The sequence below is a fragment of the Streptomyces sp. NPDC005761 genome, from assembly GCF_040630635.1.
Lineage (GTDB): Bacteria > Actinomycetota > Actinomycetes > Streptomycetales > Streptomycetaceae > Streptomyces.
The window spans coordinates 41,266-59,668 of record NZ_JBEXXX010000032.1 but is presented as its reverse complement, the minus strand read 5'-3'; the positions used below and the strand labels follow the sequence as shown (position 1 = coordinate 59,668).

14 protein-coding genes are annotated in these 18,403 nt (G+C 72.1%); 6 read left to right on the top strand and 8 right to left on the bottom strand.

Translation table 11 applies throughout. The annotated features are described in order from the left end of the window. Positions 1-61: 61 nt before the first annotated feature. Entirely contained in the window at positions 62-421 is a 360-nt protein-coding gene (locus ABZ434_RS25805; protein WP_359141473.1) for a hypothetical protein, read from the bottom strand. A gap of 242 nt (positions 422-663) precedes the next feature. On the opposite strand from ABZ434_RS25805, the gene ABZ434_RS25800 reads away from it, so the two are divergent. After that, on the top strand, positions 664-1,152 hold the full coding sequence (locus ABZ434_RS25800) for a hypothetical protein (RefSeq protein ID WP_359141409.1): 489 nt from the start codon (positions 664-666) through the stop codon (positions 1,150-1,152). Positions 1,153-1,340: 188 nt separating this feature from the next. On the opposite strand, the gene ABZ434_RS25795 is transcribed toward ABZ434_RS25800, so the two are convergent. The 4 genes from ABZ434_RS25795 to speB form a co-directional block, all read right to left on the bottom strand. Then, positions 1,341-5,081, bottom strand: coding sequence for an ABC transporter ATP-binding protein (locus ABZ434_RS25795; protein WP_359141406.1), 3,741 nt, complete (start codon positions 5,079-5,081; stop codon positions 1,341-1,343). Between the two features lie 112 nt (positions 5,082-5,193). Then, a complete protein-coding gene (locus ABZ434_RS25790; RefSeq protein WP_359141403.1) occupies positions 5,194-6,195 on the bottom strand; it encodes a serine hydrolase in 1,002 nt (333 codons plus the stop codon). A gap of 162 nt (positions 6,196-6,357) precedes the next feature. Continuing rightward, positions 6,358-8,043, bottom strand: a complete 1,686-nt coding sequence (locus tag ABZ434_RS25785) for a thiamine pyrophosphate-binding protein (protein WP_359141401.1) — start codon at positions 8,041-8,043, stop codon at positions 6,358-6,360. Then, positions 8,040-9,029 (bottom strand): agmatinase, encoded by a 990-nt coding sequence (speB, locus tag ABZ434_RS25780; RefSeq protein WP_359141398.1) that lies wholly within the window; start codon positions 9,027-9,029, stop codon positions 8,040-8,042. The genes ABZ434_RS25785 and speB overlap by 4 nt, the downstream gene beginning before the upstream one ends. A 176-nt stretch (positions 9,030-9,205) precedes the next feature. On the opposite strand from speB, the gene ABZ434_RS25775 reads away from it, so the two are divergent. Next, on the top strand, positions 9,206-10,651 hold the full coding sequence (locus tag ABZ434_RS25775) for a PucR family transcriptional regulator (RefSeq protein WP_359141395.1): 1,446 nt from the start codon (positions 9,206-9,208) through the stop codon (positions 10,649-10,651). A gap of 100 nt (positions 10,652-10,751) precedes the next feature. On the opposite strand, the gene ABZ434_RS25770 is transcribed toward ABZ434_RS25775, so the two are convergent. Further along, complete coding sequence (locus ABZ434_RS25770) at positions 10,752-12,266, bottom strand: MDR family MFS transporter (protein WP_359141392.1); 1,515 nt, start codon at positions 12,264-12,266, stop codon at positions 10,752-10,754. Between the two features lie 27 nt (positions 12,267-12,293). Then, positions 12,294-12,890, bottom strand: a complete 597-nt coding sequence (locus tag ABZ434_RS25765) for an NAD(P)H-dependent oxidoreductase (RefSeq protein ID WP_359141389.1) — start codon at positions 12,888-12,890, stop codon at positions 12,294-12,296. Between the two features lie 134 nt (positions 12,891-13,024). Here ABZ434_RS25765 and ABZ434_RS25760 point away from each other — a divergent pair, with 134 nt between their 5' ends. From ABZ434_RS25760 to ABZ434_RS25745, 4 genes are all read left to right on the top strand, one after another. Continuing rightward, complete coding sequence (locus tag ABZ434_RS25760; protein WP_359141386.1) at positions 13,025-13,774, top strand: TetR/AcrR family transcriptional regulator; 750 nt, start codon at positions 13,025-13,027, stop codon at positions 13,772-13,774. 252 nt (positions 13,775-14,026) lie between these two features. Next, positions 14,027-15,184 carry an acyl-CoA dehydrogenase family protein gene (locus ABZ434_RS25755; protein WP_359141383.1) on the top strand — a complete coding sequence of 386 codons (1,158 nt, stop codon included), beginning with the start codon at positions 14,027-14,029 and terminating at the stop codon, positions 15,182-15,184. Positions 15,185-15,202: 18 nt separating this feature from the next. After that, a complete protein-coding gene (tesB, locus tag ABZ434_RS25750) occupies positions 15,203-16,090 on the top strand; it encodes an acyl-CoA thioesterase II (protein WP_359141380.1) in 888 nt (295 codons plus the stop codon). Between the two features lie 59 nt (positions 16,091-16,149). Continuing rightward, the gene (locus ABZ434_RS25745) at positions 16,150-17,187 is read left to right on the top strand and encodes a cation diffusion facilitator family transporter (RefSeq protein ID WP_359141377.1); all 1,038 of its coding nucleotides are present in this window, start codon (positions 16,150-16,152) and stop codon (positions 17,185-17,187) included. Here ABZ434_RS25745 and ABZ434_RS25740 read toward each other — a convergent pair. Further along, positions 17,184-18,356, bottom strand: a complete 1,173-nt coding sequence (locus ABZ434_RS25740; protein ID WP_359141374.1) for an epoxide hydrolase family protein — start codon at positions 18,354-18,356, stop codon at positions 17,184-17,186. The two genes, ABZ434_RS25745 and ABZ434_RS25740, sit on opposite strands and share 4 nt — an antisense overlap. Positions 18,357-18,403 lie beyond the last annotated feature (47 nt).

Below are 18,403 nucleotides of genomic sequence, written 5' to 3'. Positions count from 1 at the left end.
TAGCGGGGCGATACCCGTACCACCAGACCCTGTTGCCCGTCCGTGCACTCGCGTCACCCGGTCAGCACAGGATCCAGCTCGTGGTCACGGTCCTTCCGGCGATCGTGCCCGAGGCCCGGACGCAGCGGTTCAGCGCATGGACGGTCACCGGCCCGGCCCGCTGGGTGAAGGTGCCGCTGTCGACGACGGGCCGGCCGCCGCGGGGCTGGATCTGTACGGACATCCGGCGGCGCTTGCCGGGCGCGGTGGCGACGGCGGTGGCGCAGGCGTAGTCGCGGGTCCGGTAGACGCGCAGCTCACCCGTCGCGAACTTCACCGTCTTCGCGGGCCGTCCGGCGCATACCGAGGCGGCCTCGGCGGTGCTCGCCTCCACACCGCCGACGAGGAGCCCGAGGGCCGTCGTCAGAGCAAGGGCGAACAGACGGAACGCGGCCCCGCGTCCCGTGCGCCCTCCGTGTCCTTCGGTCCCTCTGGTCACCAGCAGCCCCATCGCCTCATCGAACGCTCAAGCCCTTACCCGACACCTGTACGCACACACGTGTATCTGCCTACGACGCGGGAGGCCATCCGGAGGTTGCACCGGCGCGCTCCGCATTCCGCGCGGCCGGGTCGGCACACGATGGGCACCACAGGACAGAGCAGCACGAAAGGCAGGAACCGCACATGCCCCGACTCCGCACCCCTGGGCGCCCTCACGGCCGGCACCTCATCGGCCGCACGCTGCTCGCCGCCGCTCTCCTGACCGGCGCGGCCGCCGTGCCGGCCGCAGCCGTCGTGCCACCGGCCGCGGGGACCGCCCGCGGCGGGCTTGCGGCCCCGGCGCATCAGCAGCTCGCCCACTTCTACGGCGCCTACATCGACGCGGTCGCCGCCGAGGGAGGCGGTGGACTGGCCGCCTCGCTGCGGGAGTTCTACCTCACGCCGCGGCTGCGGGCCGAGCTGGGCGACTGGGAGGCGGCCAACCATGCCGACGGGGTGTTGCACGCCCAGAACACCCCGGCCGGCTTCCGGGTCACCGAGGGCGACAGCGGCGCCGGCCACACCTGGTCGACGGTCCGGCTCACCTGGGGACCGGCGGACGGCCCGACGTACACGTATCTGAAGGTGCGGTCGGACCTGGCGACAGGGAAGATCTCCGGCATCCGCGAGTAAGGGCTGTGCCGCCATTCCTGGTGGATCAGCGCGCGGCGTCGGATGCGGTGCATCGCAAGGCGGAGAGGCGCCCGCACACGGGATGTATTCGGGCGTTTCGACAACGCGGCCAGGTGGCGTAGCTGTCGTCGTGCGCCCGCCAGGAAGTGCGGGACAGCCCTTGGGGGAGCCGGCCGGGGCGCTGCCGCTCAGACGCCCGCGGGCTCGTCCTCCCCTATGAAGGTGCGCCACAGCACGGCGTAGTGCCCGTCCCTGGCGAGGAGTTCGTCGTGGGTGCCGTCCTCGACGACACGGCCGTGGTCCATCACCACGACCCGGTCCGCGCGGGCGGCGGTGGTGAGGCGGTGGGCGACGACGAGGGTGGTGCGCCGGCCCGCGAGGCGGTCCGTGGCCTGGTTGACCAGGGCTTCGCTGGCCAGGTCCAGGGACGCGGTGGCCTCGTCGAGCAGCAGGATGTCGGGGTCGACGAGTTCGGCTCGGGCGAGCGCGATCAGCTGGCGCTGGCCGGCCGAGAGGTTACGGCCCCGCTCGGCGACCTCGTGGAGGTAGCCGCCGTCCAGGGTGGCGATCATGTCGTGCGCACCGACCGCCCGGGCGGCCGACTCCACCTCGGCGTCGGTGGCCTCGGGCCGTCCGTACGCGATGGCGTCGCGCACCGTGCCGGCGAAGAGGTACGCCTCCTGGGGTACGACTCCGAGACGGTGCCGGTACGCGGTCATGTCCAGCGCACGCAGATCGGTGCCGTCCGCGGTGACCCGGCCGCCGGTCGGGTCGTAGAACCGGGCGACGAGCTTGACGAGGGTGGACTTCCCCGCACCGGTCTCGCCGACGAACGCGACCGTCTGCCCGGCCGGGATGCGCAGGTCGATGCCGGTGAGCGCGGCCTCCTCACCGCCGTACGCGAAGGACACGTCCTCGAAGGCGATGTCGCCGCGCAGCGACGGAACGGCCATCGGTTCGTCCCGGTCGGCGGTGGACGTCGGCTCCCGGAGGAGCTCCTGGATCCGGCCGAGGGAGACGGTGGCCTGCTGGTAGCCGTCGAAGACCTGGGAGAGCTGCTGCACGGGGGCGAAGAACAGGTCGATGTAGAGCAGGTAGGCGACCAGCGCACCCGTGGTGAGCGTGCCGTTGTCCACCCGGCCCGCTCCGACGATCAGTACGGCCGCCGCGGCCACCGACGACAGCAGCTGCACGAACGGGAAGTACACCGAGATCAGCCACTGGCCGCGGACCCGGGCCTCTCGGTAGTGGTCGCTCCGCGCGGCGAACCGGTCGGCACCGTCCCGTTCGCGGCGGAAGGCCTGCACGATACGCAGGCCGGAGACGGACTCCTGGAGGTCGGCGTTGACGACGCTGATGCGCTCACGGGCCAGCTCGTACGCCTTGACGCTCCTGCGGCGGAAGAAGAACGTACCGATGACCAGTACCGGCAGCGTCGCGAAGACGACCAGGGCCAGCTCCACGTCGAGGACCAGCAGGGCGACCATGATGCCGAAGAACGTGACGACGGAGACGAAGGCCGTGACCAGACCGGTCTGGAGGAACGTGGACAGGGCGTCCACGTCCGTCGTCATCCGGGTCATGATCCGGCCGGTCAGTTCGCGCTCGTAGTAGTCCAGACCGAGGCGCTGGAGCTGCGCGAAGATCTTCAGCCGCAGGGAGTAGAGCACGCGCTCGCCGGTGCGGCCCGTCATCCGGGTCTCACCGATCTGGGCAGCCCACTGCACGAGGACGACGACGAGGCCGAAGGCGGAGGCCGCCCAGACGGCGCCGAGCGCCAGCTGGGTGACGCCGTCGTCGATGCCGTTCCTGATCAGCACCGGGAGCAGGAGCCCCGCCCCGGCGTCCACGGCCACCAGCGCAAGGCTGACCAGCAGCGGCAGCCCGAAGCCGCGCAGCAGCCGGCGGAGCCCGTAGGACTCCTCGGCCTGCACGGCGCGGGCCTCGTCGATGTCGGGGGTGTCGGTCGCCGGGGGCAGGGCGTCGACCTGGGCGAGGAGCTCCGGGGTGGCGGGTGTGCCGGCCGCGTCGGTCTCGCGCGCCTCCTCCTTGCGCACCCACAGCTCGGGCGTGATGCCGCGCTCGGCGTCGAATTCGGCGTCGAGCTCCTCCTGGAGTGCGCGGTCGTCCTCGGGCTCCGTGGCGGCCGCCTTGGACAGATGGCCGGGCGAGGTGCCGCCCAGCTCGTCCGGGTCGGTGAGCAGGCGCCGGTAGAGCGCGGAGCGACGCTCCAGCTCCTCGTGGGTGCCGATGTCGGCGAGCCGGCCGTTCTCCAGGACGGCGATCCGGTCGGCGAGGCCCAGGGTGGAGCGGCGGTGGGCTATCAGCAGGGTGGTGCGGCCGGCCATGACCTGGCGCAGCGCGTCGTGGATCTCGTGCTCGACGCGGGCGTCGACGGCCGAGGTGGCGTCGTCGAGGAGGAGCAGCCGGGGGTCGGTGAGGATCGCGCGGGCGAGCGCGACGCGCTGGCGCTGGCCGCCGGAGAGGGTCAGACCGTGCTCGCCGACCTTGGTGTCGTAGCCCTCGGGCAGTTCGGCGATGAACCGGTCGGCCTGGGCGGAGCGGGCGGCCTGCCGGATCTGTTCGTCGGTGGCGTCCGGGAGCCCGTAGGCGATGTTGGCGCGGATGGTGTCGGAGAACAGGAAGCTGTCCTCCGGCACGAGGCCGATGGCGGCCCTCAGCGAGTCCAGGGTCAGTTCGCGTACGTCGTGTCCGCCGACGAGGACTGCGCCGTGCGACACGTCGTAGAACCGGGGCAGCAGCAGCGAGACGGTGGACTTCCCGCTGCCGGACGCGCCGACCACGGCGACGGTCTCGCCGGGTTCGATGGTGAGCGAGAAGCCGTCGAGGACGGGGCGGTCCTGGTCGTAGCCGAAGCGCACGTCGTCGAATTCGACGCTCGCGGGGGCGTCGGCGGGAAGTTCCTTGGTGCCGTCCCGCAGCGACGGTTCGGTGTCGATCAGTTCCAGTACGCGCTCCACACCGGCACGGGCCTGCTGGCCGACGGTGAGGACCATGGCGAGCATGCGGACCGGGCCGACGAGCTGGGCGAGGTAGGTCGAGAACGCGACGAACGTACCGAGGGTGATCTCGCCGCGGGTGGCGAGCCAGCCTCCGAGGGCCAGCATCGCGACCTGGCCGAGCGCGGGGACGGCCTGGAGCGCGGGGGTGTAACGGGAGTTCAGCCGGATGGTGCGCAGCCGGCCGGCGAAGAGCCTGCGCCCGACCTGGCGCAGTTTGCCGGTCTCCTGGTCCTCCTGTCCGAAGCCCTTGACGACGCGGACGCCGGAGACGGCCCCGTCGACGACTCCGGCGACGGCCGCGGCCTGCGACTGGGCGTACCAGGTGGCGGGGAAGAGGCGGGTGCGGGAGCGGCGGGCGATGAACCAGAGGGCGGGGGCGACGGCGACGGCCACGAGGGTCAGCAGCGGCGAGAGCCACGCCATGATCACCAGGGAGATGAGGAAGAGCAGGACGTTCCCGATGGTCATCGGGAGCATGAAGAGCAGGCCCTGGATCAGCTGCAGGTCGCTGGTGGCGCGGCCGACGACCTGTCCGGTGGAGAGCTCGTCCTGGCGTCTGCCGTCGAGACGGGTGATCGTCCCGTACATGTCGGTCCGCAGGTCGTGCTGGACGTCGAGGGCGAGCCGGCCGCCGTAGTAGCGGCGGATGTAGGTGGAGACGTACACGAGAGCGGCCGCGACGATCAGCAGTCCGGTCCAGACGGCCAGGGACCGGGTGTGGCCGACGACCACGTCGTCGATGATCACCTTGGTGACCAGCGGGACGAGCGCCATCACGGCCATTCCGGCGAGTGACGAGCCGAGCGCCAGCAGCACGTTGCGCCGGTAGCGCCACGCGTAGCCGCTCAGCCTCCGCGCCCAGCCGCGCGGCTGCTGCCCGCTCTCCTGCTGCCCTGCGTCCGACACGCGGTGCCTCCCGATCGACCTGCTCTACCGGAAGGCACCAACGCGGTGTGCTGCGGATTTCATCCCGCCGCAACAAATACGGGACCTTCGTCGTAGGTCCTGCGGACGGTCCCTACCGGGGTGTCACGGTGAGCATCCGGCCGGCCGGTGCCTCGGGCACCGGCGGGATCGCCTCCTGGAGGAGGGGCGTCTCGGTGGGGGCGTCCGCCCGGTGCAGGCTGCGGGCGGCCAGGTCGTGCATGATGCGCGGTGGCGCGGGCGGCAGGTTCAGGTCCTTGTGCACGGCCTTGGCGACGGCCTGGATGGTGTTCACGCCGTCCGTCATCGTCGCGTTGTCCTGGGTGAGCACCGTGAGCACGTAGTCGTGGCCCTTCCCCGTGAAGGCGCCGATGCTGTGCACCCGCCAGCCGTGGGTGGCGCGCTGCAGCCAGCCGTTCTTGACCTGCACGGTCACCGAGGCCGGGGCCCCGGCCGGCGTGCCCCAGCGCTGTGAGGAGACGACCTTGCGCATCAGGCCGAGCTCGTAGGAGCGGGCGCTGTCGGTGAGCACCGAGTTCTTCGCGGTGAGCAGCGTCAGCAGTCGCTGCTGGTCCTGGGCGGTGATCTGGGTGAGCCCCCAGTAGCCGCCGGACCCGGGCACGGTGTGTGTCATCCCGGCCGCCTTGAGGAAGCCGTTGACCTTGGTGACACCGAGCTGCTTCCACAGGGCGGTGGTCGCGTCGTTGTCGGACTTGGTGATCATCGCGGTGCTGAGGTCGGCCTCGCGCTGAGTGAGGTGGCGGCCCTGCTTGGCGTTGTCCCAGAGCAGCGTGGCCAGCACGGTCGCCTTCACGATGCTGGCGGAGTCGTACTTCGACGTGGCCCGGAGTGTGCACGTGGTCTTCGTGGTCCGGTCGTAGAGGGCCACCGCGGTGGTCGAGCTGCGCCCCTTGAGCGCGGCGGTGATGTCCTTCGACAGCTGGGCGGCGAGTCCGGCCCTAGCCGAGGTGCAGCTCGCCGTCGGTGTGGCGGCCGCGGCGGGCGCCGCTCCGACCGCCACGGGTGCGAGCACGCCGACAGCGAGCGCGGCACCGAGTGCGCCGCGGACGCGGCGGGATATGCGGGGTGTCGTCATGTGTGTGGTTCCCGTCCCCTGAGGTTCAGTGGGCGCGCCCCCCGGCGTGCCCACTGGGTTGACTCGCGGACGGGCGGAAAGTTGTACGGGGCAGCGTCCTGGAACTGCCACAACACGTCTGTGCCCGGGACCGCGGCGGTCCCGGGCACGGACGTGAGGCCGTCAGAGGTGCGTCGGCTCGAACATCCGCAGGAGCGCCGGGAGTACGACGACCGAGGGGCCGGGCTGTGCGAGGGCGCCGGCCAGGTCGTCGGTGAGCGCCTCCGGGCTCGTGCGGACCGCGGGGACGCCGAAGGACTCGGCGAGGGCGACGAAGTCCGGGCCGGTCAGTTCCGTCGCGCTGGTCTCACCGAAGGCGTCGTTCATGTACTCGCGCAGGATGCCGTAGCCGCCGTCGTCGACGATCAGCCAGGTGACCGGGAGGTCGTACTGGCGGGCGGTGGCGAGCTCCGCGAGGGAGTACATCGCGCCGCCGTCGCCGGAGACCGCCAGGACCGGTTTCGTCCGGTCGGCGGCGGCCGCGCCGATGGCCGCCGGGAAGGCGTAGCCGAGGCCGCCCGAGCCCTGGGCGGAGTGCATGGTGTTGGGGTGGCGGGCGTCGAAGGCGGCCCAGGCCCAGTAGGCGAGGATCGTCATGTCCCAGAAGCTGGGGGACGTGTCGGGCAGGGCGGTCCGGATTGCGGCGAGGAGGCGCTGTTCCAGGGTGAGTTCCTGGGCGGCGATCCGGTCCCGCACCCGGCCGAGCACCGCCGTGACGCGCTCGGCGGCGGCCGGGTCCTTGCGCGGGGTGACCGCTTCGAGGAGGTCGGAGAGTGCGTCGCGGGCGTCGGCGTGGAGGCCGAGGGCCGGGTGGTTGGCCTCCAGCTTCCCGGCGTCGGCCTCGATCTGTACGACGCGGCCGCGGGGGGCGAACGTGTAGTAGTTCGAGGAGAGTTCACCGAGGCCGGAGCCGACGACGAGCAGGACGTCCGCGTCCTCCAGGAAGTCCGTCGTGTGCCGGTCCTCCATCCAGGACCGGAGCGAGAGCGGGTGCTCCCACGGGAAGGCGCCCTTCCCGCCGTACGTGGTGACGACCGGGGCGCCGATCCTCTCGGCGAGGGCGCGCAGCTTGCCGGACGCGTCGGACCGTACGACGCCGCCGCCCGCGATGATCGCAGGACGCTCCGCGTTCGACAGCAGGTGCGCCGCCACCGCGATGAGTTCGGGGCGGGCGTGCAGCTCGCGCGGGGTGGCGTCCATCGCCGTGACGACGGGCAGCGTCGTCACGGTGCCGAGCACGTCCTGCGGGATCTCGATCCAGACCGGGCCGTGCGGGGCCGTGAGCGCCGACTCCCAGGCGGCCGCGATCGCGGACGGGATCTGCGAGGCGGTACGGACGGTGTGCACGGACTTCACGATGTCGCGGAACGACGCCTTCTGGTCGCGCAGTTCGTGCAGATAGCCGTGCCGGCCGCCGCCGAGGCCCGCGGTCGGGATCTGGCTGGAGATCGCCAGTACGGGGGCGGAGGCGGCTGCCGCCTCCTGGAGTGCGGCGAGCGAGGTGAGCGCACCGGGTCCGGTGGACAGGAGGAGCGGGGCGACCTCACCGGTGATGCGCCCGTAGGCGTCGGCGGCGAAGCCCGCGTTGTTCTCGACGCGCAGGCCGACGTAACCGAGGGACGAGCGGCGCAGCGCGTCGAACATGCCGAGGGCGTGCTGCCCGGGCAGACCGAAGACCGTGGTCGCGCCGAGGCCCTGAAGGGTCTCGACGACGAGGTCGCCGCCGTTGCGTCCGGGCGGAGGGTTCAGGGCGGCGGCGATCTGGGCGGGAGTGAGCTCGGGCCGCTCGTCGTGGTGGTCGTGGCTCACTTCTGTCCGGCCTCCGCGACCGGCTTCCGGGCCTCGGCGATCTGACGGGTCATGATCGTCGTCAGTTCGTACGCGGTGTGCGAGGCGGCGACGGAGGTGATCTCGGCGTGGTCGTACGCGGGGGCGACCTCGACCAGGTCGGCGGAGACCAGGTTGCAGGAGGACAGCCCGCGCACGATCTCCAGCAGCTCGCGGGAGGTGAGCCCGCCGGCCTCGGGAGTGCCGGTGCCGGGGGCGTGAGCCGGGTCCAGGACGTCGATGTCGATGGAGATGTAGAGCGGCCGGTCACCGATGCGCTGCCGCAGCTGGTCGGCGATCTCGTCGACGCCGCGCCGCATGACGTCGGCGGAGGTGACGATGCCGAAGCCCATCTTCGCGTCGTCGGTGAGGTCCTGCTTGCCGTACAGCGGGCCGCGGGTGCCGACGTGGGAGAGCGCCGAGGTGTCGAGGATGCCTTCCTCGACGGCGCGGCGGAACGGGGTGCCGTGGGTGTACGCGGCGCCGAAGTAGGTGTCCCAGGTGTCGAGGTGCGCGTCGAAGTGGAGGAGCGCGACGGGGCCGTGCTTCTTGGCGACGGAGCGCAGCAGCGGCAGCGCGATGGTGTGGTCGCCGCCGAGCGTCATCAGCCGGGCGCCGGTGCCGAGGAGATCGTCGGCCGCGGCCTCGATCGTCTCGACGGCCTCGTTGATGTTGAAGGGGTTCGCGGCGATGTCCCCGGCGTCGGCGACCTGCGCGAGGGCGAACGGCGAGGCGTCCTGCGCCGGGTTGTACGGGCGGAGCAGCCGCGAGGCCTCCCGGATCGCGTTGCCGCCGAAGCGGGCGCCGGGCCGGTAGGAGACGCCCGAGTCGAAGGGCACACCGACGACGGCGACCTCCGCCGTGCCGACCTCGTCGAGGCGGGGCAGCCGGGCGAACGTCGCGGGTCCGGCGTACCGCGGGACGCGGGACGAGTCGACGGGGCCGCGCGGCGTTTCGTTGCTGCTCATGGGGCGGGTGGCCTTTCCTTCGGTTCCATCACTGACGCGCTGCTTCGAGTGTGCCGGATCCCCCGGAACGGCACGGAATCAGGCGTACGGGTCCGCTGACGACGCTAGGCGGCGGTGCGCCGACCCTGAAGTGTATGTTTCCTCCATTTCTGACTCACGGAACGGATGAAACGTCCATGCCCGACTCTCCCGCGGGGCCACCCACCCCACCCGTCGCGCTGGCCGGGCTGCTGGCCCTGGAGGAGCTCGGGCTCCGCAGGATCGCGGGGCCGGCCGACGCCGAGCTGTTGTGGGTGCACACCTCGGAGATGGCGGACCCGTACCCCTACCTGCTCGGCGGAGAGCTGTTGCTGAGTGCCGGGGTGCTGCTCACGGACCCGGACACCTATGTGGCCCGGCTCGTGGAGGCGGGGGCCGCGGCGCTGGGCTTCGGGGTGCGGCCCGTGCACGAGACGGTGCCGCCTGCCCTGGTCGCGGCGTGCGACCGGCACGGGCTGCCGCTGGTGGAGGTGCCGCCCGAGACCCCGTTCACCGCGATCGCGCGGGCGGTGTGGGGGCTGATGGCCGCCGCCCGCCACCGTGAGCTGCGCCGGGTGACCCGGGCCCAGCAGGCCCTGGCCTCGGCGGCGGCCAGGCCTGATCCGATTCCCGCGGTGCTGCACCAGCTGGCGGTCCGGCTGTCCGGGCGGGCGGCCGTGCTGAGCGCCGACGGCGAGGCGCTGCACGCGGCGGGCCGCCCGCCGGCCCCGGAGGTGCGGGCGGCGCTGTCCCGGCTCGCCCGGGTGCTCGCCCCGACCGAGCGCCCCTCCCCCGCCTCGGCCACCGACACCCTGGGCGAGGCCCAGCTGTCGGCGTACGCCCTGGGCGGCGGGCAGGGGCTCGCCCTGACCCTGGCCACGGACCGACGCGAGCCGGGCGACCACACCATCGCCGGAATCGCGGTCGTCCTGCTCTCGCTCCTGGCCGCCCCGCACCAGGGCGCGGACGCGGCGAACCGCTCGGCGGCCCTGGTCCGGCTGCTGCTCGGCGCGGACCCGGCGGCCGTCGCGCCGATGCTGGACGGCGACGGGCGGTGGACGGTGGTGCACGCCCGCCGCAGCGACGGCGGTGCGCCGGACCCGCTCTCGGCGGGCGCTCTCGGTGCGGCCCTGGGCTCGGCGCTCGTGGACGTGGACGTGGACGGCGAGGCGGTGCGGGTCCTGGTCCCGGGCGGCGCCCGGGTCACCCCGCAGCCGGGCTGGACGCTCGGCGCCTCGGCCCCCGTACCGGCCGACGCCCTGGAGGCCGCGGGCACCCAGGCCGCGCGGGCACTCGGCCGCGCGACGGCCACCCGCACCCCGCTGGCGGTGGACGCGCCGCTTTCCGGCCTCGCCGCCCTGCTCCCGCCGGGCCCGGCTGCGGCCCGTGCCCACGAACTCCTCGCCCCGCTCAGCGCGCCGCTCGCGGAGACCCTGCGCTGCTGGCTCTCGCTGCACGGCAGCTGGGACCGCACGGCGGTGGCCCTGTCCGTCCACCGCAACACCGTCCGCCAGCGCATCGCGAGGTGCGGGGTGTTGCTGGGGGCGGACCTGGACGACATGGACGTGCGTACGGAGTTGTGGCTCGCCCTGCGGCAGGAGTGAGGCATGCCGGATCCGTGACCGTCTTCCTCTTCCGGTTCACCGCGATCCGGAACCCGGCCCCGGACCGGCGTCGCCGAGGGTCCGGCGCTCCCGCCCCCGGTCACTCCTTCCGCAGCGGCACCTCCCGCATCAGCCAGGCCGCCAGGAAGATCACGGCCCCCAGAAGCGCCGCCCCGGCCAGCACCCCGTGCAGGCCCTCCGTGACCGCTATCCGTACCGCGTCCCGGACCTCGTCCGGCATCCCTCGCACCGCTTCAGGCGTCCAGGCCGTAGCGCCGTCGGGCATCCCGCCCGCGTGGAGGCGGCTCGTGTAGACGGCGCCGAGCACCGCGATGCCCAGTGAGCTGCCGATCGTACGGACGAGGGTGGCGGTTCCCGTGGCCGCGCCCATGTCGCGTGGCGTCGCGCTGTTGATGGTGACGAGCAGGGTGCTCTGCATCAACAGGCCCATGCCCACGCCCGGTACGAAGGTCAGCGCGGAGGTCACCGCGGTGGGGGTGCCGGGGCCCACCGTCAGCAGGACGAGTGCGCCCACGGCCGTCAGCGCTCCGCCGATGACGGGGTACGGGCGGTAGCGGCCGCCGCCCGCGAGGAGCTTGCCCACCAGGAGTTGGGCGCCGAACATCCCCGCCATCAACGGGAGCAGCAGCATGCCGCTGGCCGTCGAGGACGCGCCGCGCACGAACTGCATGTACTGCGGCAGATAGGCGGACGCCCCGAGCATGGCGGCCCCCACCAGGAAGGTGAGGACCTGGGCGAGGGTGAAGTTGCGGTCGGCGAACAGGCGGGGCGGGATGATCGGTTCGGCGGCCCGCCGCTCGACCCGGGCGAACCACGCCAGGGTGAGGGCGCCCGTCGCCCCGAGGCCGATGATCTGCGGCGACGACCAGGCGTACCGCGTCCCGCCCCAGCTGCCCACCAGGGTGAGGGCCAGGATCGCGGCGCAGAGCAGGCCGGCGCCCGCGTAGTCGATCCGCGCCTTGACCCGCTCGGTGTGCAGGCGCAGGCGCAGCCCGACGACGAGCAGGGCGAGCGCGCCGACGGGGACGTTGACGTAGAAGACCCACCGCCAGCTCAGCTGGTCGGTGAGGAAGCCGCCGAGCAGCGGCCCGCCGACCAGCGCGACCGGCATCATGGCCCCGATCATCGCCTGCGAGCGGCCCGCCTGGGAGGGCGGCAGCATCACGCCGATGATGGAGATGGCGCCGACCATGAGGCCGCCCGCGCCGAGTCCCTGGACGGCTCGGAAGGCGATCAGCTGTCCCATGTCCTGGGCGAGTCCCGACAGTACGGAGCCCACGAGGAACACCGTGATCGACGAGAGGAAGCTGCCCTTGCGCCCGTACAGGTCGCCGAGCTTGCCCCAGAGGGGGGTGGAGAGGGACGCGGTGAGCAGGTAGGCGGTCACCACCCAGGACAGGTGGTCGAGGCCGCCCAGGTCGCCGACGATCGTGGGCAGGGCGGTGCCGACGATCGTGCCGTCGAGCAGGCCGAGCATCAGGCCCAGCAGGAGACCGAACAAAACGAGTTTCGAGGGGCCGCCGCCTTCGCCCGAGGTGGGTGGGGCGGTGCTGGGCCCCTGCTGGTCATGGGTGTCGTTCGCGTACTGGCTCATCGTCGTCCCCGGCTGCCCGAGGCGTTCTCAGGCGGCGTACGGGGCGGTGGCCCTGGCGTCCCGCAGCGCGTGCGCCCACCACGCGAGCTGGTCCAGCAGCGCCTTGGCGGCCGTGTCGACCTGGGCGTCGTCGACGGTGCCGTCCGTGCCGAACATGCCGTAGGCGTTGTGGAAGCTGACCGTGTTGCGAATGGTCGTGGCGTTCAGCTCGGCCATCACGACCCGGAGCTGTTCCACGGCGCGCAGACCGCCGGACAGGCCGCCGTAGGAGACGAAGGCGACCGGCTTGGCGTGCCACTGCTCGTTGTGCCAGTCGATGGCGTTCTTCAGGGACGCGGGAAAGCTGTGGTTGTACTCCGGCGTGACGAAGACGAACGCGTCGGCGGCCGCGAGGCGCGGTGACACCAGGGCGAGGGCCTCCTCCGTGCCCGGCGCCGGCGGCCGGCCGAACGCGGGCAGGGTCGTGGGGAGCGGGGTCTCGGCGAGGTCGACGACATCCGTGGTCATGTCGTCGCGCTGGGACAGGTGCCCCTTCAGCCACTGGGTGACGACGGGCGCGAACCGGCCCTCACGGGTGCTGCCGACGACTACGGCGACGCGGAGCTGCGGACGGGTGCTGGACATGGGATCCCCCTGGAAGCATGGAAGCGAGCGGCTGTGTACAACGTATTTCTGTGCGTACAACGTATCCGCCCATGTGTACGTTGTCTACTGCCGCATACGTTGTACGCTGGCTGCCCGTCGAGAGGAGCCCGTCCGTGGCCGGCCAGAAGAAGGACAGTGGCAAGAGCGGCAGCGCGGGGCCCGACACCTCCCTGTGGCAGCGCCTGGAGCGGCCCGCGGCCGCGCCCCGCACCTCGCTGACCCTGGAGCGGATCGGGGCCGTCGCCGTGGAGATCGCCGACGCGGAGGGCTTCGCCGCCGTCACCATGCGCAGGCTCGCCACGGAGCTGGGCGTCGCCCCCATGGCCGCCTACCGCCACGTCTCCGGCAAGGACGACCTGTGGGCGCTGATGGCGGAGCGGGTGACCACGGAGATGCGGATCCCCGACGAGGTGACCGGATGGCGCGAGGTGCTGCGCGCGTTCGGCCTGCTCACCCGGGACGTGATGCTGCGGCACCCCTGGGTGGGGCAGCTGCCGACCCACCTCTTCGTCCTCACCCCGGGCCGGCTGGCCGTCGCCGAAAGGCAATTGGCGGCGCTCGACGGACTCGGCCTCGACGAGGACGCGATGATGGTCGCGTTCCGCACGGTCAGCGCCTTCGCCCACGGCTCGGTGCAGTCCGAGGTGGCGGTGCGGGAGTGGACACGGTCCGCGGGCTGGTCCTCCGGCGACGAGACACGGCTGGGCCTGGCGCCGCAGATGATGTACCTGATGGACACCGGCCGCTATCCCACGTACCAGCGGTACGGACTGCGGGCGACCCGCAAGGACGACGCGACCTGGGCGTTCGAGACGGGACTGGACTGCGTACTCGACGGGATCGCGGCACGGTTCGGCATCTGAGGCGAGCCCCGGGACGGCGTTCGGCACCAGGGGGCCCGAGTCACGGGAAGAGCCGTCGGCACCCGGCGGCCCCGGGCTCTGCGTGACTGCCGGCACCTGGATACCTCAGCTCCGGGCGCAGTACCGGCGGCACCCTCCCCACCGGCGTGCTCAGCATCACCCTGGACAGCTCCGGTGACCGCCGGGTAACTTTTAACCAAGGCTGAGCAAGCGCTTAGCCAAGCCGAGCGAAGCCGACCAGGGAGGCACCCCGTGCGCCGTACGGTATTCAACGAGGACCACGAGGCGTTCCGGGAGACCATCCGCGCCTTCATCGCGGCCGAGGTCGTGCCCGTGTACGACGAGTGGTTCGCGGCCGGCCAGGCCCCGCGCGACTTCTACCTGAAGCTCGGCGAGCTGGGCGTCTTCGGCATCACCGTGGACGAGGAGTACGACGGCGCCGGCATCGAGTCGCACAAGTACGAGGCGCTCATCTACGAGGAGACCGCGCGCGCGGGCGTCTCCTTCGGTGGCTCCGGCGTGCACACGCTGCTCGGTCTGCCCTACGTGAAGATGCTCGCCACCGACGAGCAGAAGAAGCGCTGGCTGCCGAAGTTCGTCACCGGCGAGGAGATGTGGGCCCTCGCGATGACCGAGCCGGGCACCGGCTCCGACGTCGCGGGCATGAAGACCACCGCCAAGCTCTCCGAGGACGGTACGCACTACGTCCTCAACGGCTCCAAGACCTTCATCACCGGTGGCGTGCACGCCGACCGTGTGATCGTCTGCGCCCGTACCTCCGCCCCGCGCGAGGACGACCGCCGCTTCGGCATCTCCCTGTTCGCCGTCGACACCAAGTCCGAGGGCTACTCGATCGGCCGCAAGCTCGACAAGCTGGGCCTTCGGGTCTCCGACACCGCCGAGCTGGCGTTCGTCGACGTGAAGGTCCCGGTCGAGGACCTGCTCGGCGAGGAGAACAAGGGCTTCGGCTACCTCGGCACCAACCTTGCCTCCGAGCGCTGGGGCATCGCCTTCGGTGCGTACGCGCAGGCCGCTGCAGCCGTGCGGTTCGCCAAGGAGTACGTGCAGGACCGCACGGTCTTCGGCAAGACCGTCGCCTCGTTCCAGAACACCAAGTTCGAGCTGGCCGCCTGCCAGGCCGAGGTGGACGCGGCCCAGGCCGTCGCCGACCGCGCGCTGGAGGCGCTGGACGCCGGTGAGCTGACCGCCGCCGAGGCCGCCTCCGCGAAGCTGTTCTGCACCGAGGTCGCGCACCGCGTGATCGACCGCTGCCTCCAGCTGCACGGCGGCTACGGCTTCATGAACGAGTACCCGATCGCCCGCCTGTACGCGGACAACCGGGTCAACCGCATCTACGGCGGCACCAGCGAGGTCATGAAGTCGATCATCGCGAAGTCCATGGGCCTGTAGAGCGGCTACGTTCTCTCCATGAGCTCAGAACCGGACGCCCTGCTCGATCTGCTCGACCTGCTCGACCTGGAGCAGATCGAGCAGGACATCTTCCGGGGCACCAGCCGTTCGGCGATCGTGCCCCGCGTCTTCGGCGGACAGGTCGCGGCCCAGGCGCTCGTCGCCGCGGGCCGCACCGTCCCCGCGGACCGGCCCGCCCACTCCCTGCACTCGTACTTCCTGCGGGCGGGGGACCCGGGCGCGCCGATCGTCTACAGCGTCGACCGCATCCGGGACGGCCGCTCCTTCACCACCCGGCGGGTCGTCGCCGTCCAGCACGGGCAGCCGATCTTCCACCTCTCGGCGTCCTTCCAGACGCATGAGGAGGGGTTGGAGCACCAGGCCGGCATGCCGGCCGCGCCCGACCCCGACACGCTGCCCACGGCCGCCGAGATGCTGCCGCGGTACGCGGACCGGTTCAGCGACCCCACGGTCGTGGACCGGCTGATCGAGGCGCGCGCCGCGGTCGACCTGCGGTACGTGGACGCCCCGCCGTTCGGCACGGTCGGGGAGCCGCGCGAGCCCCGATCGCAGGTGTGGTTCCGCACCAACGGGAAGCTCGCCGACGACCCGCTGCTGCACGTCTGCATGGCGACGTACGTCTCCGACATGACGCTGCTCGACTCGGTGCTCCTCGCCCACGGGCGCGGCGGCTGGGCGGTCGGCGACGTGGTGGGCGCGAGCCTGGACCACGCGATGTGGTTCCACCGGCCGTTCCGGGCCGACGAATGGCTGCTGTACGACCAGGAGTCGCCGTCCGCGTCCGGTGGGCGCGGGCTCGGCCAGGCCCGTATCTACACCCAGGACGGCCGGCTGGCGATCACCGTCATCCAGGAGGGCGTCGTCCGGGTCCCCCGGCGGGACTGAACGGGACGCACGGCCGCGCGTCGGACATGCCTGTCGCGGCTGCGGACATACTCCCCACCATGAGTGACGAGAAATCTGCTGGTGGGGAGTCCACTTTCACCGTCATCGTCGCGGCGGCGGCCAACCTCGGCATCGCCGTGGCGAAGGCCGTCGCCGGGATGATCAGCGGATCGAGCGCGATGCTCTCCGAGGCGGCCCACTCCGTCGCCGACACGGTCACCGAGGTACTGCTGCTCACCTCGCTCAAGCGCAGCGAGAAGCCCGCCGACGAGGACCACCCGCTGGGCTACGGCCCCGAGCGGTACATCTGGGCCATGCTCGCCTCCGTCGCCACGTTCGTCGGCGGTGCCGTCTTCTCGCTGTACGACGGCATCCACACCCTGACGCAGGGCGAGGAACTCGGCGATCCGCTCATCTCGTACATCGTGCTGGGCGTCGCCTTCCTCCTGGAGGGCTACTCCCTGCGCACCGGGCTGCGGCAGGTGCGCGGTGAGGCCGCCCGGCTGGGCGCCGCCCCCGCCCGGTACCTGCGCCGCACGCCCGACACCGCGGTCAAGGCCGTGGTGATGGAGGACTCGGCGGCTCTGGTCGGACTGCTGCTGGCCGCGGGCGGGCTGCTCGGCGGCCAGCTGACGGGCTCCGGTGTCTGGGACGGCATCGCGTCGATCCTGATCGGCGTGCTGCTCGTGTACGTGGCCTGGGTGCTCGGCCGCTCCAACGCCCAGCTGCTGATCGGCCGTCCGGTGCCCCCGTCGATGCGGACGGGGGTGCGGGAGGAACTGCTCACGGTGCCGCACATCATCGACGTGCTGGAACTGACCACGCTCATCCAGGGACCGGCCGAGGTCCTGATCGCCGCGAAAGTCGACTTCCGGGACGTGGCCAGCGCCGAACAGGTCGAGTGGGCCTGCGAGGAGGCGGAGCAGCAGTTGCGGGAGCGGTACCCGTCGATCAAGCGGGTCTATCTCGACCCGACTCCGGGGGTGGCACAGCGGCGCCGGGCCCGGGCGGAAGGGAATCCGGTGGTCGGGCCCGGCGACGGGAAGGGCAACGGGGACGGCGGAGGGCTGTTCACCGACCGCCTGGACAACGGCTAGCCGAGGGTGCGGAAGAACTCGGTGACGTCCTTGACCAGCAGCTCCGGCTGTTCCAGCGAGAGGAAGTTGCCGCCGCGGTCGAGCTCGGTCCAGCGCACCACGTGGTGGTCGCGCTCGGCGAACCGGCGGATCGCGACGTCGGCCGGCAGCGCGACGGCCACGGCGGTCGGGACCGTGCCGCGGTCCTTCGGCGCCCACGCGGACGGGTCGTGTGCCATCTCGTAGTAGAGGTGCGCCGAGGAGCCCGCCGTACCGGTGAACCAGTACACGCTGATGTTGGTCAGCAGGTGGTCGCGGCCGACGGCGTCCTCGGGGAGCTCGCTCGCGGGGTCGGTCCACTCCTTGAACTTCTCGGTGATCCAGGCCAGCTGCCCCACCGGGGAGTCGTGCAGGCCGAAGGCCAGGGTCTCGGGGCGGGTCGACTGGATGGCGTTGAAGCCCATCTTGTCGTCGCGGAAGTTCTGCAGGCGCTCCAGCCGGGTCTGCTCGGACTCCGTGAGCCCGGCGAAGTCCGCCGGGTCCTCGGAGGGGAAGGTGACCAGGCCGTTCACATGGATGCCCGTGACGGCGTCGGGGGCCAGGCGGCCCATCTCCGCGGCGATCCAGGCACCGCCGCCGTTGCCCTGCACGCCGTAACGCCCGTAGCCGAGCCGGTCCATGAGGGTGGTGAAGGCCGCGGCGATCCGGCCGGTGCTCCAGCCGGTCGAGGTGAGCGGTCCGGAGAAGCCGACGCCCGGGGTGGAGGTGACGACGACGTCGAAGTCGCGCGAGAGCGGTTCGATGACGTCGATGAACTGGACGAACGAGCCCGGCCAGTCGTGGATCAGCAGCAGCGCCGGGGCGTCGGCCTTCGCCGAGCGGGTTCGGACGAAGTGGATGTCCTGGCCGTCGATCTCCGTGAGGAACTGCGGGAACTCGTTCAGCCGGGCCTCCGCCGCGCGCCAGTCGAAGCCGTCGGCCCAGTACGCGGCCAGGTCCTTCAGGTAGTCGGCGGGCACGCCCCGCGTCCAGCCCTCGACGCCCGGCAGACCGGTGTTCCAGCGGGTGCGGGCGAGACGGTGGCGCAGGTCGTCGACGTCCGCCTGCGGGATCTCGATGCGGAAGGGGCGGATCTCCGTGGCGGTGGCGTCCTGGACGGTGCGGGCTGCGGTGGCGCTGCTGTTCTCCATGGACAGAACTCTAGGATGGCATCAGGAAAGCTTCGTTCCTAATGAAG

Excerpts from the sequence above, each read along its gene's own strand:
- ABZ434_RS25740 (WP_359141374.1), bottom strand. The coding sequence starts at position 18,356 with ATGGAGAACAGCAGCGCCACCGCAGCCCGCACCGTCCAGGACGCCACC.
- ABZ434_RS25775 (WP_359141395.1), top strand. The coding sequence starts at position 9,206 with ATGCCCGACTCTCCCGCGGGGCCACCCACCCCACCCGTCGCGCTGGCC.
- ABZ434_RS25790 (WP_359141403.1), bottom strand. The coding sequence starts at position 6,195 with ATGACGACACCCCGCATATCCCGCCGCGTCCGCGGCGCACTCGGTGCC.
- ABZ434_RS25765 (WP_359141389.1), bottom strand. The coding sequence starts at position 12,890 with ATGTCCAGCACCCGTCCGCAGCTCCGCGTCGCCGTAGTCGTCGGCAGC.
- ABZ434_RS25800 (WP_359141409.1), top strand. The coding sequence starts at position 664 with ATGCCCCGACTCCGCACCCCTGGGCGCCCTCACGGCCGGCACCTCATC.
- tesB (WP_359141380.1), top strand. The coding sequence starts at position 15,203 with ATGAGCTCAGAACCGGACGCCCTGCTCGATCTGCTCGACCTGCTCGAC.
- speB (WP_359141398.1), bottom strand. The coding sequence starts at position 9,029 with ATGAGCAGCAACGAAACGCCGCGCGGCCCCGTCGACTCGTCCCGCGTC.
- ABZ434_RS25770 (WP_359141392.1), bottom strand. The coding sequence starts at position 12,266 with ATGAGCCAGTACGCGAACGACACCCATGACCAGCAGGGGCCCAGCACC.
- ABZ434_RS25745 (WP_359141377.1), top strand. The coding sequence starts at position 16,150 with ATGAGTGACGAGAAATCTGCTGGTGGGGAGTCCACTTTCACCGTCATC.